The organism is Actinocorallia aurantiaca, from assembly GCF_039533685.1.
GTDB lineage: Bacteria > Actinomycetota > Actinomycetes > Streptosporangiales > Streptosporangiaceae > Actinocorallia > Actinocorallia aurantiaca.
The window spans coordinates 198,238-212,999 of record NZ_BAAATZ010000009.1; the positions used below are offsets into that span (position 1 = coordinate 198,238).

General features: G+C 72.2%; 11 protein-coding genes. 6 read left to right on the forward strand and 5 right to left on the reverse strand.

The annotated features are described in order from the left end of the window. Positions 1 to 96 precede the first annotated feature (96 nt). The 4 genes from ABD327_RS13700 (at position 97) to ilvC (ending at position 6,307) form a co-directional block, all read left to right on the forward strand. Positions 97 to 2,763, forward strand: a complete 2,667-nt coding sequence (locus ABD327_RS13700; RefSeq protein WP_344450723.1) for a putative bifunctional diguanylate cyclase/phosphodiesterase — start codon at positions 97 to 99, stop codon at positions 2,761 to 2,763. A 180-nt stretch (positions 2,764 to 2,943) separates the two neighbouring features. Then, positions 2,944 to 4,758 (forward strand): acetolactate synthase large subunit, encoded by a 1,815-nt coding sequence (locus ABD327_RS13705; RefSeq protein WP_344450724.1) that lies wholly within the window; start codon positions 2,944 to 2,946, stop codon positions 4,756 to 4,758. Further along, a complete protein-coding gene (ilvN, locus tag ABD327_RS13710; protein ID WP_344450725.1) occupies positions 4,758 to 5,288 on the forward strand; it encodes an acetolactate synthase small subunit in 531 nt (176 codons plus the stop codon). Before ABD327_RS13705 ends, ilvN begins: the two co-directional genes overlap by 1 nt. 35 nt (positions 5,289 to 5,323) lie before the next feature. After that, a complete protein-coding gene (ilvC, locus tag ABD327_RS13715; protein ID WP_344450726.1) occupies positions 5,324 to 6,307 on the forward strand; it encodes a ketol-acid reductoisomerase in 984 nt (327 codons plus the stop codon). A 64-nt stretch (positions 6,308 to 6,371) separates the two neighbouring features. Here the strand turns inward: ilvC and ABD327_RS13720 are convergent, their stop codons facing one another. The 5 genes from ABD327_RS13720 to ABD327_RS13740 all read right to left on the reverse strand — a co-directional run bounded on the left by ABD327_RS13720 (position 6,372) and on the right by ABD327_RS13740 (position 12,132). Then, the gene (locus ABD327_RS13720; protein ID WP_344450727.1) at positions 6,372 to 7,109 is read right to left on the reverse strand and encodes a hypothetical protein; all 738 of its coding nucleotides are present in this window, start codon (positions 7,107 to 7,109) and stop codon (positions 6,372 to 6,374) included. Between the two features lie 136 nt (positions 7,110 to 7,245). Then, positions 7,246 to 8,649 (reverse strand): hypothetical protein, encoded by a 1,404-nt coding sequence (locus ABD327_RS13725; protein ID WP_344450728.1) that lies wholly within the window; start codon positions 8,647 to 8,649, stop codon positions 7,246 to 7,248. A gap of 246 nt (positions 8,650 to 8,895) precedes the next feature. Then, positions 8,896 to 10,869: an FtsX-like permease family protein gene (locus tag ABD327_RS13730; RefSeq protein ID WP_344450729.1), complete on the reverse strand. Its 1,974-nt coding sequence runs from the start codon at positions 10,867 to 10,869 to the stop codon at positions 8,896 to 8,898. Beyond that, complete coding sequence (locus ABD327_RS13735; RefSeq protein WP_344450730.1) at positions 10,866 to 11,579, reverse strand: ABC transporter ATP-binding protein; 714 nt, start codon at positions 11,577 to 11,579, stop codon at positions 10,866 to 10,868. Before ABD327_RS13735 ends, ABD327_RS13730 begins: the two co-directional genes overlap by 4 nt. Continuing rightward, the gene (locus tag ABD327_RS13740; RefSeq protein WP_344450731.1) at positions 11,557 to 12,132 is read right to left on the reverse strand and encodes a PadR family transcriptional regulator; all 576 of its coding nucleotides are present in this window, start codon (positions 12,130 to 12,132) and stop codon (positions 11,557 to 11,559) included. The genes ABD327_RS13735 and ABD327_RS13740 overlap by 23 nt, the downstream gene beginning before the upstream one ends. Before the next feature lie 131 nt (positions 12,133 to 12,263). Here ABD327_RS13740 and ABD327_RS13745 point away from each other — a divergent pair, with 131 nt between their 5' ends. Together ABD327_RS13745 and serA are read left to right on the forward strand one after the other, a co-directional pair. Further along, the gene (locus ABD327_RS13745; RefSeq protein ID WP_344450732.1) at positions 12,264 to 13,034 is read left to right on the forward strand and encodes a hypothetical protein; all 771 of its coding nucleotides are present in this window, start codon (positions 12,264 to 12,266) and stop codon (positions 13,032 to 13,034) included. Between the two features lie 91 nt (positions 13,035 to 13,125). Next, on the forward strand, positions 13,126 to 14,715 hold the full coding sequence (gene serA / locus ABD327_RS13750; RefSeq protein ID WP_344450733.1) for a phosphoglycerate dehydrogenase: 1,590 nt from the start codon (positions 13,126 to 13,128) through the stop codon (positions 14,713 to 14,715). The last annotated feature ends 47 nt before the right edge of the window (positions 14,716 to 14,762 follow it).

Sequence of the window (14,762 nt, forward strand, 5' to 3'; positions counted from 1 at the left end):
GCGCCCGGACGTGGACGCAGGCAGCTTTGAGCCCACCGGTAAGGCCGGGAACGAGCCCTCGCCGACAGGCTCTGCGAACCAGGAGCACGAGCGACGATGACAGGCGAGAAGGAGCGGCGCCGAATTCCGGTGCAGGCCCTGCCGCTGGGCGTCGTGTCCCTGCTGGCCGGTCTCTATCTGCTGGGCGCCCTGCTGGAGTGGACCAACGACTGGTTCGCCGCCGGGGCGGGCGCCGCCGCCTGCGCGAGCCTGCTGTACGCCTCCCGGCTCCGGCCCGGCACCGACTCCTGGCGCTGGTTCGCCGCCGCCGCGGCCTGCTGGGGCGTGGGCGCGGCGACCAGCGCGCTCTCCCGCATCGTCCTGGACGTCACGACGGTGACGCTGTCCCTGGGCGACCTGTTCTACCTCGCGGCGCTGGCTCCCATGGCGATGGGCTTCGTGGCGCCGACCCGGCTGCCGCGCACCGCCCGCAAGTGGCTGACGTACGCGGCCGACACCTACGTGTGCGGGGCCGCGCTCTTCGTGCTCGGCTGGGACGCCGTCTTCGGACGGCTGTTCCGGGAGAGCGGGGAGTCCCCCGCCCACTTCCTCCTCGAACTGCGCTACCCGCTGCTGGGCATCGGGCTGATCTGCGCGCTGCTGCCGTTCGTGCTGGGCGCCGCGCGCAGGCAGCGCCCCACCGCCGTCACCGCCTATCTGGCGCTGCTCGCGCTGACCGCGGGGGACGTGGTCAGCGCCGCGGTGTGGCTGGACGGCGGCACGGCCGGCACTAGCGGCCCGGGCGAGGCGCTGCGCTTCGGCGGCCTGCTGCTGCTCGGCGCGGCCCCCTGGCTGGGCGGCGGCGCCCGCAGGGGCGAGCCGCGGGGACGGCTGGTCGGCCCCGGCATCGCCCCGGCGCTGCTGGCGGGGGCCTCGGCGATGTTCGTGGCCGGGCACACCCTCACCGGCGGCGAGCCGGTCGAGCCGGTGGTGCTGATCGTCACCGGGTCGGCGCTGCTCGTCCTCATCGCCCGCCTCACCGACCTGCTGCGCGAGAACGACCGGCTGCGCGGCGAGGTCCGCTCGGCCGAGGAGCACTTCCGGGCGCTGGCCGAGAGCGTCGACGACCTCGTCCTGATCTGCGACGAGAGCGGCGCCGTGCACTACATGAGCGCGGGCGAGCAGTGGAGCTCCTCGCACGCCCTGGACGACCTGCTGGGCCGCCCCCTCCAGGACTTCCTGCACCCCGAGGACGGCCCCGCCGTCGAGGCCGCGCTGGGCGAGTGCTTCGTCGGCCGCAGGGAGCCGCTGCGGCTGCACTGCCGGCTGCGCACCACCGACGGCACCTGGCTGCCGACGGAGTCGACCTTCTCCCGCTACGCGCCCGGCAGGCTGCTGGTCACCACCCGCGACCTGTCGGAGGAGGCGGCGCTCAAGCGCCAGGTCACCCACCTGACCTTCCACGACGGCCTGACGGGCCTGCCCAACCGCGCCTACCTGGAGGAGCGGACCCGGCAGGTGCTGAGCCGCCGCGACCCCTTCACCGCCGTGGTCTTCGTGGACCTCGACGGCTTCACCGCGGTGAACGACTCCGCCGGGCACGCCGCGGGCGACCAGGTCCTGGCCCAGGCCGCGCGGCGGCTGCGGGCCTGCGTGCCCGCCGACGACACGGTGGCGCGCTGGGGCGGCGACGAGTTCGCGGTCCTGGTGGAGACGGCCGGCGACGCCCAGGCCGTGGTGGACCTGGCCGAGCGGCTGCTGCGGATGCTCTCGGCCGAGCCCTACCGGGTGGGCGAGCGCGGCATCGTGCTCACCGCCAGCGTCGGGGTCGCCTTCGCCGACGAGGTGCTGGCCCCCGAGGAGACGGACTCGGCCTCCCTGATCCGCAACGGCGACCTGGCCATGACCCGAGCCAAGGAGCTGGGCGGCGGGCGGGTCGAGGTGTTCGCCACCCAGATGCACGCCGCCGTCGTCCGGCGCCTGGAGCTCGGCAGCGACCTCCAGCGGGCGCTGGCCGAGCGGGAGTTCACCGTCGAGTTCCAGCCCGTGGTGGAGCTGGAGGGCGGCCGGGTGACCGGCCTGGAGGCCCTGCTGCGCTGGCGGCGCGAGGACGTCGCGGTACCGCCGGAGGAGTTCATCGGCGCTGCCGAGGAGTCCGGGCTGATCGTGCCGCTGGGCGCCTGGATGCTGGGCGAGGCCTGCCGCGAGGTGGCCCGCTGGCGGGCCGAGGGCTGGCAGATCGGCCTGTCGGTGAACCTCACCGCCAGGCAGATCGCCGCGCCCAAGTTCGCCGAGACGGTGGCCGGAGCGCTCTCCGAGAGCGGGCTGCCGCCGCAGGCGCTCACCCTCGAGGTGAAGGAGGAGGTGCTGGTCGAGCACTTCCAGGGCGACGAGCAGCATCTGGCGCGCCTGTCGGCGCTGCGCGACCTGGGGGTCCGGCTGGCCATCGACGACTTCGGCACCGGGTACGCCTCGCTGGCCTACCTGGGCCAGCTCCCGGTGGACGTGCTGAAGATCGACCCCTCGTTCGTGTCCGGGGTGGGGCGCGACGACACCCTCACCCTGCTGACCCGGACGATCGTGCGGCTCGGCTCGGACCTGGGGCTGATCGTGGTGGCCGAGGGCATCGAGTGCCCCGACCAGCTGGAGCGGCTCCGGGAGATGGGCTGCGTCCGGGGCCAGGGCTTCCTGGTGGCCAGGCCGATGCCCGCCGACCGCATCGACGAGGAGATCAGGCCGAAGATCAGACCGGAGAACGAGCCGGTGCGCGCGCAGGCGGGCTGATCTCAGTCCGTGAGATCTCGGCAACACGGATTTGACCTGAGGGTGTTTCATCGGCAAAAGTAGGCACGTGCAGAACGGCAACCTTCTTCTCGTAGTACTTGGCAGGCGCGCGGCCTGACCGAGTCACTGAGGCCTGCGCGCTCCCCTCGACCGCCCATTGGTGGCGCGAGGGGTTTTTTGTTGGCCTCATCACGTCGTGTTCAGGCCGGCACTACGAGTGACCCTCTCCCTCCCTTCCAAGGAAGTAGCAAGATGACCGAGCAGATGACCGGGGCCCAGGCGCTGGTCCGGGCCCTGGAGAACGTCGGCGTCGACACGGTGTTCGGGATTCCGGGAGGGGCGATCCTTCCGGCCTACGACCCCCTGTACGACTCGCAGCGGCTGCGCCACATCCTGGTGCGCCACGAGCAGGGCGCAGGCCACGCCGCGCAGGGCTACGCCCAGGCCACGGGCCGGGTGGGCGTCTGCATGGCGACCTCCGGGCCGGGCGCGACGAACCTGGTGACGCCGATCGCGGACGCCTACATGGACTCCGTGCCGATGGTCGCGGTGACCGGGCAGGTGCCGTCCGGCGCGATCGGGACCGACGCGTTCCAGGAGGCGGACATCTCCGGGATCACGCTTCCGATCACCAAGCACAACTTCCTGGTGACCGACCCCCGCGACATCGGCCGGACGATCCTGGAGGCCTTCCACATCGCGGGGACGGGGCGCCCCGGCCCGGTCCTGGTGGACGTCGCCAAGGACGCGCTGCAGGCGACGTTCGACTTCGCCTGGCCCGAGGAGATGCGCCTGCCGGGCTACCGTCCGGTCACCCGGCCGCACTCCAAGCAGGTCCGCGAGGCCGCCCGGATGATCGTCGCCGCGAAGCGGCCCGTCCTGTACGTCGGCGGCGGCGTCATCAAGGCCCGCGCGGCGGCCGAGCTGCGGGTCCTGGCCGAGCTGACCGGCGCGCCGGTCGTCACGACGCTGATGGCACTGGGAGCCTTCCCCGACAGCCACCCCCAGCACATGGGCATGCCGGGCATGCACGGCACCGTCGGCGCGGTCGGCGCGCTGCAGAAGTCCGACCTGATCGTCGCGCTGGGCGCCCGGTTCGACGACCGGGTCACCGGCAAGCTGAGCAGCTTCGCGCCGCACGCGGCGATCGTCCACGCCGACATCGACCCGGCGGAGATCTCCAAGAACCGGCAGGCGGACGTCCCGATCGTCGGTGACGCCCGCGAGGTGATCGCGGACCTGATCGTCGCGGTCCAGGCCGAGCACGCGGCCGGCCGGGTCGGCGACTACGCCGCCTGGTGGCAGCAGCTCAACGCCTGGAAGAGCACCTACGCGCTGGGCTACGACACCCCGGAGAACGGCGAGCTGGCCCCGCAGTACGTCATCGAGCGGCTCGGGAAGATCGCCGGTCCGGAGGCGCTGTACTGCGCGGGAGTCGGCCAGCACCAGATGTGGGCCTCCCAGTTCATCTCCTACGAGAACCCCGGCACGTTCATCAACTCCGGCGGCGCGGGCACCATGGGCTACGCGGTCCCGGCGGCGATGGGAGCCAAGGTCGGCGCTCCGGACAGGACGGTCTGGGCGATCGACGGCGACGGCTGCTTCCAGATGACCAACCAGGAGCTGGTCACCTGCGCGATCGAGGGAATCCCGATCAAGGTCGCCCTGATCAACAACGGCAACCTGGGCATGGTCCGCCAGTGGCAGACCCTGTTCTACGAGGGCCGGTACTCCAACACCAAGCTGCACTCCAAGCGCATCCCCGACTTCGTCAAGCTGGCCGACGCCTACGGCTGCGAGGGCATGCGGGTGGAGTCGGCGGCCGAGGTCGACGCGGCGATCGAGAAGGCGATGGAGATCGACGACCGCCCGGTGGTCATCGACTTCGTCGTCCACGACGACGCGATGGTCTGGCCGATGGTCGCCGCGGGGTCCAGCAACGACGACATCAAGTACGCGCGCGACCTGGCGCCGAAGTGGGAGCACGAAGACTGATGAGCCGCCACACTCTCTCCGTTCTCGTCGAGAACAAGCCCGGGGTCCTGGTCCGCATAGCGGGCCTGTTCGCCCGGCGCGGGTTCAACATCGACTCGCTGGCCGTCGGCCCGACCGAGCACCCGGAGATCTCCCGGATGACGATCGTCGTCGACGTGCAGCAGGAGCTGCCGCTGGAGCAGGTCACCAAGCAGCTCAACAAGCTGATCAACGTGCTCAAGATCGTCGAGCTGGACCGGGGCTCCTCGGTGCAGCGGGAACTGGTCCTGATCAAGGTCGCGGCCGGCCCCGACACGCGCTCGCAGGTCCTGGAGGTCGTGCAGCTGTTCCGTGCGAAGGTCGTCGACGTGGCTCCCGAAGCGGTGACGATCGAGGCCACCGGCAACCGCGACAAGCTCGACGCGCTGTACCGTTGCCTCGAGCCGTACGGCATCAAGGAACTGGTCCAGTCGGGTGCGATCGCGGTCGGCCGCGGCGCCCGCTCGATCACCGACCGTTCGCTGCGCGCGCTCGAATCGCGCAGCGCGTAACCACCAGAAAGGCAGACAGCCCCACCATGGCTGAGATGTTCTATGACAACGACGCCGACCTGAGCATCATCCAGGGTCGCAGCGTCGCCGTGATCGGCTACGGCTCCCAGGGACACGCGCACGCCCTGTCCCTGCGCGACTCGGGTGTCGACGTCCGGGTCGGTCTCCCCGAGGGCTCCAAGTCCCGGGCCAAGGCCGAGGCCGACGGCCTGCGCGTGGTCACCCCGCGCGAGGCCGCCGCCGAGGCCAACCTGATCATGATCCTGGCGCCGGACCACCTGCAGCGCGGCATCTACGAGAACGACATCAAGCCGGAGCTCGCCGAGGGCGACGCGCTGTTCTTCGGCCACGGCCTGAACATCCGCTTCGGCCTGATCGAGCCCCCGGCGGGCGTCGACGTGGCGATGGTCGCCCCCAAGGGCCCCGGCCACCTGGTCCGCCGCCAGTTCGAGGCCGGCCGCGGCGTGCCGGTCATCGTCGCGGTGGAGAAGGACGAGTCCGGCAGCGCCTGGGCGCTGGCCCTGTCCTACGCCAAGGGCATCGGCGGCCTGCGCGCCGGCGGCATCAAGACCACCTTCAAGGAGGAGGCCGAGACCGACCTGTTCGGTGAGCAGGCCGTCCTGTGCGGTGGCACCGCCGAGCTGATCAAGACCGGCTTCGAGGTGCTGGTCGAGGCCGGCTACCAGCCCGAGGTCGCCTACTTCGAGTGCCTCCACGAGCTCAAGCTGATCGTCGACCTCATCTACGAGGGCGGCATCCAGAAGATGTACTGGTCGGTGTCCGACACCGCGGAGTTCGGCGGCTACACCCGCGGCCCGCGCATCATCACGGCCGACACCAAGGCCGAGATGAAGAAGATCCTGGCCGAGATCCAGTCCGGCCAGTTCGTCAAGGAACTCGTCGAGGAGTTCGACGCGGGCCAGCCCAACCACCTCAAGTACCGCGAGGACCTGGGCTCCCACCCGATCGAGCAGGTCGGCGGCAAGCTCCGCCCGATGTTCGCCTGGCTGAACGACTGACGTTCCGCCCCGCAGGACCGCGACCGCCCGCACGCCCTTCCGGATGTGCGGGCGGTTTCTCATCTCACCGCGCCTTCCGGGATCCCCGGCTCCGCGCGCGGGCGAGGGCGCGCTTGAGCGGGACGGCGGCCAGGGACACGGCCGGACCGCCTCCGAGCAGGAGGAGCCAGGGGACGTCGACGAGCGGGTCGCGCTCGATCCCGCCGCCGGGGCCGGGCGGCAAGGTCAGCAGGAAGGCGAACACGACACCGGCGGGGGCTCCGGCGAGGACGCCCAGCCCGCAGCCCAGCAGGGAGATGAAGCCCGCCTGGGCCGCCGATCCGGCCGCGAACAGAGCGACGCCCAGGATCAGTGCCGCCGCGACGGCCCCCGACTGCACGAAGAAGAAGGCGTCGGAGTCGTCGAAGGCGTACGTGAACCCGGAGCTCGCGTGGTCCAGCCTCCGGGCCCGCAGGTCGCTGGCCAGGCCGATCCACAGAGCGGTGAAGCCCGACACGGCGACGAGGAGCACCGAGACGGCCGAGACGGTGTACACGTGGCCGTGATCCCAGGCGGGCGGACGCAGAGGCCGCGGCAGCCGTTCCACGGTTCTCTCGGCCGCATCCACGGCGGTCGGGGCCATCAGGCCGAAACCGATGACCGGCGCGATCACGCCGCCGAGGACACAGAAGAACGCGACGGCCTCCTCCAGCAGGAACCCGACAAAGATCGCCGCCAGGCCGCAGACGACGCAGACCGCGCCGAACACGGCCCGCTTTCTGCCCCGTGGCGTGTTCCGCGCCGCACCGTCACCACTGCTCATACGCACGCACATCCTCAGATCCGGGGGAGCGGTCTGTGCAAGGAGGAGGGCGAACCGGCGGGAGGCCATGGTCGCAGAAACCGCCCGCGCGCGGTGGCGCACGGGCGGTTGAGCCGGTCTCGGACAGGCTCGCGGATCAGGTGGCGGCCCGTTCGGGCAGGGTCTGCCCGCCGCGGACCGACAGCGCGGTCACCGCGGACGCCAGCAGCGGGACGGCCACGAGCGTGCCGAGGAGCAGCTGCCAGGGGAGGGCGACGAGCGGGCCGGCGTCGCTCCCGTCCTTGACCTCGCCCGGAGGCAGGTCGGTGACGGCGATGGCCACGGCCACGCCCGGGGCGCTGCCGGCCAGGACGCCCAGGCCGCAGCCGAGGAGGCAAACGAAGCCGGCCTGGGACATCAGGAACAGGCGCCGGACGCCGGGTTTCGCGCCCCCGGCGGCCAGGACGTCCAGGTCGGGGCGGGCGTCGGCGGCCGCCGGCCGGGTCGCGGCCAGGGCCGTGCCGAGCACCAGCAGAAGGGCCGCGGCACCGGACACGAGCAGCTCGGTGGAGAACTCCTCCGAACCCCGCTCGGTGTAGCGGTGAGAGTCGTTGTAGGGGATCCGCGCCATCTCGCGGTCCAGTCTCCCGGACTGCTCCTCGCTGATCGGGGCGTCGATCAGCAGCGCGCTGGGGCCGGACTCCAGCCCGGTGCGGGCCGCCGCCTCCGGAGGGAAGATCGCGGAGGGGGCGCCGCGCAGGCCCGTGGTGGCCCGCACGGCGGGGAGGTCGAAGGTCCGCAGGATTTCCGGCGGATCCTCTTCGTGGAACCGGGTGAGCTCGAAGCGGGCCAGACCGTTCCGGACGACGCCCGGGAGGAAGACCACGACCTTGCCCTCGGCCAGGGCCGAGGCGACCGCGGGGGCGTCTCCGACCAGGATCCGGGCCGTCTCCGGATCCGCGACCAGAACCTGGGTGTGCATCCAGCCCTTGAGCCTGCACGGGCCGCCCATGCACAGGGTGTCGCCCTCGACGGGGCTGAGGAGACTCTGGTCGGTCTTCTCCAGGTACTCGTCGAACCCGTCGGCCTGCGCTATGGGAACACCCGGCAGCTCCCGCTCGATCACCGCTCGGACCTCGGGAGCGGGCCGGGCGGTCAGCCCTCCGACGATCGTGGTCCCCATCGGATAGAAGCGGGAGTACAGCTCGTCATGCCGCATCTCGCTGATCCCGACGATGGCGACGGCGGTGAAGCCCGCCGCCGCCGCGAGGATCGCCGCGACGGCGGGGACGGTCCGGCCCGGGTTGCGGGCGGCGTCCAGGACGGCCAGCCGCGGGGCGGGCGGCAGCCGTCGTGCGGTCTTCCCGGCCAGGGCCAAAGCCGCAGGGACGATCATGACGAATCCGAGGAAGAGGAGGAGCAGTCCGACGACCATGCCGAGTACCTCACCGGCCTCCGCCATCGGACCGGCGCTGGAGAAGAGCGCCGCCACGCCGCCGAGGACCCCGGCCAGGCCGAGCACGGGCAGTCCCAGGCGAAGGACCGCGCGGTGACCGCTCATCCCGTTTTCCGGGAGAGCCGGGACCCGCTCCGCGGCCGCGGTCCGCCGCGCGAAGCTCCGAGCACGTTCATGGTCGTCCTTCAGGGGTGGAAAGCCGGAAAGAGGAGAGCGGCATCGAGGAACCGGGACGGCCACGAGCGTACCGAGGAGCGGTTGCCGGGGGAGGGCGACGAGCGGGCCGGCGTCGCTCGTCGCCCTTGGCCACGGCCGGTCTCGGGGCGGTCCCGGTTCGGACGGCCGCCTCGGTCAGACGGCGGACCGTTCGGGCAGGATCTGCCTTCCGCGCACCGAGAGCGCGGTCACCGCGGACGCCACCAGGGGGACGCCGACCAGCACGGCGAGCAGGAACAGCCACGGAACGTCGATGATGACTCCGTGCGGGGGGCCGCCGTACTCGGTTCTGCTGGTCAGCGGATAGGCCACCGCGATTCCCGGTCCGGCACCCGCCAGCAGGCCCAGCCCGCAGCCGAGCACCGCGATGTAGCCCGTCTGCGCCATGAGCAGCAGCCGCCGGGTGACGGGCCGCGCGCCGACGGCGTTGAGCGTCGCCAGGTCCGGGCGGGAGTCGGCGGCGGCCAGCCCGGTGGCGGTCAGCGCCCCGGCGAGCACCAGCACGGCGGCGATGACGCCGAGCACCAGCAGGGGCAGGGCGAACGACTCGCTGAACCCGCGCTCGGTGTACACGCTGAAATCGAGACCGATCTTCTCGAGTTCCCCGGAGAGCAGGCGTCCCCGTTCGGGATCGAGCGGGCCGTCGATCATCAGGCCGAGGGGCAGGGCCCGTGCGCCGAGGTGTTCGGCGGCCTGAGGGGGGATCAGCGCGAACGGAGCGTGCGCCGAGGGCGGCGGGGGTTCGGCCCGCACGGCGGGCAGGCGTACGGTGCGCTCGGAGGGGGCGGAGTTCTCGAAGTCCGGGAAGTCCGCGATGTCGAGCGTCACCCGGCCGTCGGAGAGCGCGTCCGGTACGAAGACGACGACCTTGCCCTCGGCCAGCGCGGCCGCGGCGCCGGGGTCGTCCCGGCCCAGCACCAGGGGGATGCTTTCCGGACCGCTGACGAGCAGTCCGCTGCCGTCGGATCCGGGGTGATGCCAGACACCGCTCGCGTGGCACGGGTTCTCACCGCACCGCAGGCTCATCACCGTGCCGGCCTCCGGATCCTCGTCGACTCCGAAGACCAGGCGGTCGACGCGGGCGGTCCGGTGGCCGGGGACCGCCCGTTCGACGGCGGCCTCCACCTGCTGAGCCAGGCCCTCCGACCGCAGCGGACGGACGATCGTCTGACCCGCCGGCATGCTCGGCTCGTACTCCGTCCTCTTCTGGGCGAAGTCGCTGGCGCCGCCGATCGCCAGGGCGGTCAGCGCTGCGGTGACCGCCATGATGGCCGAGACGGCCGGCGCGGTCCGCACCCGGTGGCGGTCGGCGTCGCGGACCGCCAGGCGCAGCGGGAGCGGCAGCCGGTCGGCGAACCGGGCGGTCAGCGCGATGAGGGCCGGGATGAGCAGGACGAAGCCGATGATGATCAGCGCGGCGCCGAACGCCGCGCTGAACTCGCGCAGCGCGTCCAGGCCCAGCGGGACCAGCGCGACGCCCGCGGCGATCAGGACCGCCCCCAGGACCGGCAGCCCGCGCCGGGGAGGCGGCACGCTCCTGCGCCCGGCCATGACCTCGGCGGTGTCGGTTCGGGCCGCCTGGCGCGCCGGGACGTAGGCGGCGGCCAGGCCGCTCAGCACGGCCGTGAGGACGATGGCGGCGATCCAGATCCACGGCACGTCCCAGGGCGGCAGGTCACGCCCCTTGGGGCGGTTCTCCGTCAGCACCAGCCGTCCCGCCCAGCCGAAGAGGAACCCGAAGGCCGTGCCGAGCAGTCCGGCGAGGCCGCCGAGCAGCAGGCCCGAGCAGAGCACGAGGGCGCGCAGCTGGCCGGGGGAGCCGCCCGCGGCCGAGACCAGCGCCAGGAGCCGGTGCTGGCGGCGCAGCCCGACGGCGAACGCGGGACCCGCCAGCAGGACCGTCTCCAGCACCACCATCGCGATGATCAGGGCGTTCACCGCGGTCCCCTCCGGGCCCCCTCCCGCGATCATGGACGTGCCCGCGATCAGCGGAAGGGCGGTGAACGCCGCCACCGGGAGGGCGATCATCGCGATGATCAGGGCGGAGCGGGGACGGGAGTTCAGGGCGTCGCGCCAGGCGAGACGCAGGGTCGCACGCAGGCCGTTCATCGCTTCTCCAGGAGGATCTCGGGCCCGGGGGCGGGTTCGGTGGAGTCGACGGCCAGGCCGTCGCGCAGGAACACCACCCGGTCGGCCCAGGCGGCGTGCCGGGACTCGTGGGTGACCATCAGGCAGGCCGTGCCCGCGTCGCAGCGGGCCCGCAGCACGCGCATGATCTCCTCGCCTCCGTTGGAGTCCAGGGCCCCGGCGGGCTCGTCGGCCAGGATCAGCCGCCGCTCTCCCACCAGGGCGCGGGCGATGGCGACGCGCTGGCGCTGGCCTCCGGACATCTCCTCGGGGAAGCGGCCCGCCTCGCCGACGAGACCCACCTCGGAGAGCGCGGACATGGCGTCGGCGCGGGCCGTGCGGGTGCGGACGCCGTCGAGTTCCCGGGGGAGCATGACGTTCTCGGCGGCGGTGAGGGAGGGGATCAGGTTCAGCTCCTGGAAGACGTAGCCGATGGAGCGGCGGCGCAGGGCGGCCCGCGCGGTGGCGCCCAGGCCCGTCAGGTCGGTTCCGGAGACGACGACCCTGCCCCGGGTGGGCGTGACCAGCCCGCCCGCGAGGTTGAGCAGGGTGGACTTGCCGGAGCCGGACGGCCCCATCACGGCGACGAACTCGCCGGGCAGGACGGTCAGGGACAGGCCGCGCAGGGCGCGGACCAGAGCGGCTCCGCCGCCGTGGTCGCGGTGGACGTCATCGAGTTCGAGCACGCTCATCGGAATCCTCGCCTATGGGGGGTGCGGCGTCATGCGCCGGGACGGGTGGAGCGGTGTGCAGCAGGGTGGTCTCGCAGTGGTCGAGCCAGCGGATCTCGGCCTCGGCCTGGAAGATCATCGATTCCAGGACCAGCGGCCAGGCGGGGCCTTCCGCGGTGGTCTTGAGCTTCGTGAGGTCCCGCATGGAGCGCAGGGTCGCGGCGCGCTGGGCCTGGACCACGGCGCGGACGTCGACGCCGGGGCTGGTGAGGGCGAGCGCGAGCTTGACGGCCAGTTCGTCCCGGGGCCTCTCGGCTCGGGTGAGAGGGGTGGCGAACCACTGGCGGACCTCCTCGGCGCCCCGCTCGGTGAGCGAGTAGACCGAGCGGCCCTCCTCGTCCTGGCCCCCGCGCAGGACGAGTTCGTCGCGTTCGAGGCGGCCGAGCGTGCTGTAGACCTGGCCGATGTTCAGCGGCCAGGTGCTTCCGGTCGCCGCCTCGAATTCGGTGCGCAGCTGGTAGCCGTAGCGGGGCCCTCGGGAGAGCAGGGCCAGCAGGCTGTGGCGGATGGACATGCATACTGAGTATGCATACCGAGTATGCATCGGGCAAGCGCGTCGGGTTTACGGCCGTGTCGCTGCTGCTCCGGGGGCCCCGTCCGCAATACGGTGCAGGGATTCGGAAAGTCCCCGGGGAGCCCTCAGCAGTGACCACACCCACCCTCCAGCCCACTCTCAGCCTGGCCCGAGAGATCCTGGGCGTGTACGACCAGCGTTTCCTCCAGATGGAGCCGCCCGTCCGGCGGCGGGTGGCGACGGCGACCAAGGACATGCTCGACGAGCTGCTCACCGCCGACGTCCGCAGGGAACTCCCCGAACGCGACAGGCTGCGCGCCTTCTGCATCGAGAACGAGCTCTTCGAGGAGCTGGAGCGGCTGATCGCCGACGAGGCCGCCGGGCACAGGGAGGGCGCGGTCGTCGTCGGCGGCCGGATCTACGCGGTCTACCCCTACCTGCGCGGCGTCCCCCGCCAGGACGCGGACATCACCGCGGAGGTCGGCGTCGAGCACTCCCTGGAGTCCCTGGGCTGGTCCAAAGGGCTGCTGAAGGTGAGGGGATGGGCGAGGATCGCCCGGATTCAGGCCAAGAATCCGGAGATCCACCTCATAATGCGGGACGGCCGGGACGAGATTCGGATCGAGACCGAGCCCCTCGGGAACGCTCCTTCCGAGGGGGCGTTCGAGGCCCTGCTGGAGGTGCCGGAGGGCGGGCCGTGGGCGGTCCACGTCGAGGTCCGCACGCTGGGACTCCGCAGGTCCACGCCGTTCGGCGCGCACCGGCCGGAGGGTTTCAGGGCCCCCGGCGAACGCGAGGACGTCCGCGTCGGACTGGCCGGCGGTCTGCGTGTCGAGAGGGTGGCCGGGGAGGTCCCGAGGCCCCGCCGTTCGTGGCAGTTCTGGCGTGGGCGTCAGGCGTGAGCCCCGGCGGGGATAGACTCGGTGGCGGGCGCGACACGAGGGCGTGGCGGCCTCCAACCTGCAGAGATCTCTCACCCCAAGGAATCCCACGTTGAGTAAGCCAGTCGTCCTCGTCGCCGAAGAACTGTCCCCGGCCGGCATCGCCGTCCTGGAGAACGACTTCGAAGTCCGGTACGTGGACGGGGCCGATCGTGCCGCCCTCCTCCCCGCGGTCGCCGACGTCGACGCCATGATCATCCGTTCCGCCACCAAGGCCGACGCCGAGGTGTTCGAGCACGCCAAGCGGCTGCGGGTCGTCGCCCGCGCCGGCGTCGGCCTCGACAACGTGGACGTCGAAGCGGCCACCAAGGCCGGCGTCATGGTCGTGAACGCGCCGACCTCCAACATCGTCACCGCCGCCGAGCACGCGATCGCGCTGCTGCTGGCCACCGCGCGGAACGTTCCGCAGGGCCACTCGGCGCTCAAGCAGGGCGAGTGGAAGCGCTCCAAGTACACCGGCGTCGAGCTGCAGGGCAAGACCGTCGGCGTGCTGGGCCTGGGCCGCATCGGCATCCTGGTCGCCCAGCGGCTGGCCGGGTTCGACATGGAGATCATCGCCTACGACCCCTACATCCAGGCCGCCCGCGCCGCCCAGCTCGGCGTCAAGCTGGTCTCCCTGGACGAACTGCTGCAGCAGGCGGACTTCATCACCGTCCACCTGCCCAAGACCAAGGAGACCCTCGGCCTCATCGGGGACCGCGAGCTGAACCTGGTCAAGCCCGAGGTGCGGATCGTCAACGCCGCCCGCGGCGGCATCGTGGACGAGGCCGCGCTCGACCGGGCCCTGACCGACGGCCGCGTCGCCGGCGCCGGCCTGGACGTCTTCTCCACCGAGCCGTGCACCGACAGCCCGCTGTTCAAGCACGACAACGTGGTGGCCACCCCGCACCTGGGCGCCTCCACCCACGAGGCCCAGGAGAAGGCCGGCACCCAGGTCGCCAAGTCGGTGAAGCTGGCCCTGTCGGGCGAGTTCGTGCCGGACGCCGTCAACGTCCAGGGCGGCGCCGTCGCCGAGGACCTCAAGCCGGGCCTGCCGCTGACCGAGAAGCTCGGCCGCATCTTCACCTCGCTGGCCCAGGGCGTCCCGGTCCGCCTGGACGTGATCGTCCGCGGCGAGATCACCGCGCATGACGTCAAGGTGCTGGAGCTGGCCGCGCTCAAGGGCGTCTTCAGCGGGGTCGTCGAGGAGTCGGTGACGTTCGTCAACGCGCCGCTGCTCGCCGGCGAGCGCGGGATCGAGGTCTCGCTGACCACCAGCGAGGAGTCCCCGGCCTGGCGCAACGTCATCACCGTCAAGGGCACGATGGCCGACGGCGAGGTCATCTCGGTCTCCGGCACCCTGTCGGGCCCGCGCCACCTGGAGCGCATCGTCGAGATCAACGGCTTCGACCTGGAGCTCTCGCCCGCCCCGCACATGGCGGTCCTGGGCTACGTCGACAAGCCGGGCGTCATCGGCGTCATCGGCAAGCTGCTGGGCGACCGGGGCGTCAACATCGCGGGCATGCAGGTCGGCCGCGACGCCAAGGGCGGCAAGGCGCTGACCGTGCTGACCGTCGACTCCGCGATCGCCCAGGACGACCTGGAGACCCTCGGCACCGAGATCGGCGCCGGCCTGGTCCGCCAGATCGAGCTCGCCGACTGAGGCGTCCCCGCCTTTCGCGGGGACGCTGGAACAAGCCAGCACACGAA

Excerpts from the sequence above, each read along its gene's own strand:
- ABD327_RS13700 (WP_344450723.1), top strand. The coding sequence starts at position 97 with ATGACAGGCGAGAAGGAGCGGCGCCGAATTCCGGTGCAGGCCCTGCCG.
- ilvN (WP_344450725.1), top strand. The coding sequence starts at position 4,758 with ATGAGCCGCCACACTCTCTCCGTTCTCGTCGAGAACAAGCCCGGGGTC.
- ABD327_RS13735 (WP_344450730.1), bottom strand. The coding sequence starts at position 11,579 with ATGAGCGTGCTCGAACTCGATGACGTCCACCGCGACCACGGCGGCGGA.
- ABD327_RS13725 (WP_344450728.1), bottom strand. The coding sequence starts at position 8,649 with ATGAGCGGTCACCGCGCGGTCCTTCGCCTGGGACTGCCCGTGCTCGGC.
- ilvC (WP_344450726.1), top strand. The coding sequence starts at position 5,324 with ATGTTCTATGACAACGACGCCGACCTGAGCATCATCCAGGGTCGCAGC.
- ABD327_RS13740 (WP_344450731.1), bottom strand. The coding sequence starts at position 12,132 with ATGTCCATCCGCCACAGCCTGCTGGCCCTGCTCTCCCGAGGGCCCCGC.
- ABD327_RS13720 (WP_344450727.1), bottom strand. The coding sequence starts at position 7,109 with ATGAGCAGTGGTGACGGTGCGGCGCGGAACACGCCACGGGGCAGAAAG.
- ABD327_RS13730 (WP_344450729.1), bottom strand. The coding sequence starts at position 10,869 with ATGAACGGCCTGCGTGCGACCCTGCGTCTCGCCTGGCGCGACGCCCTG.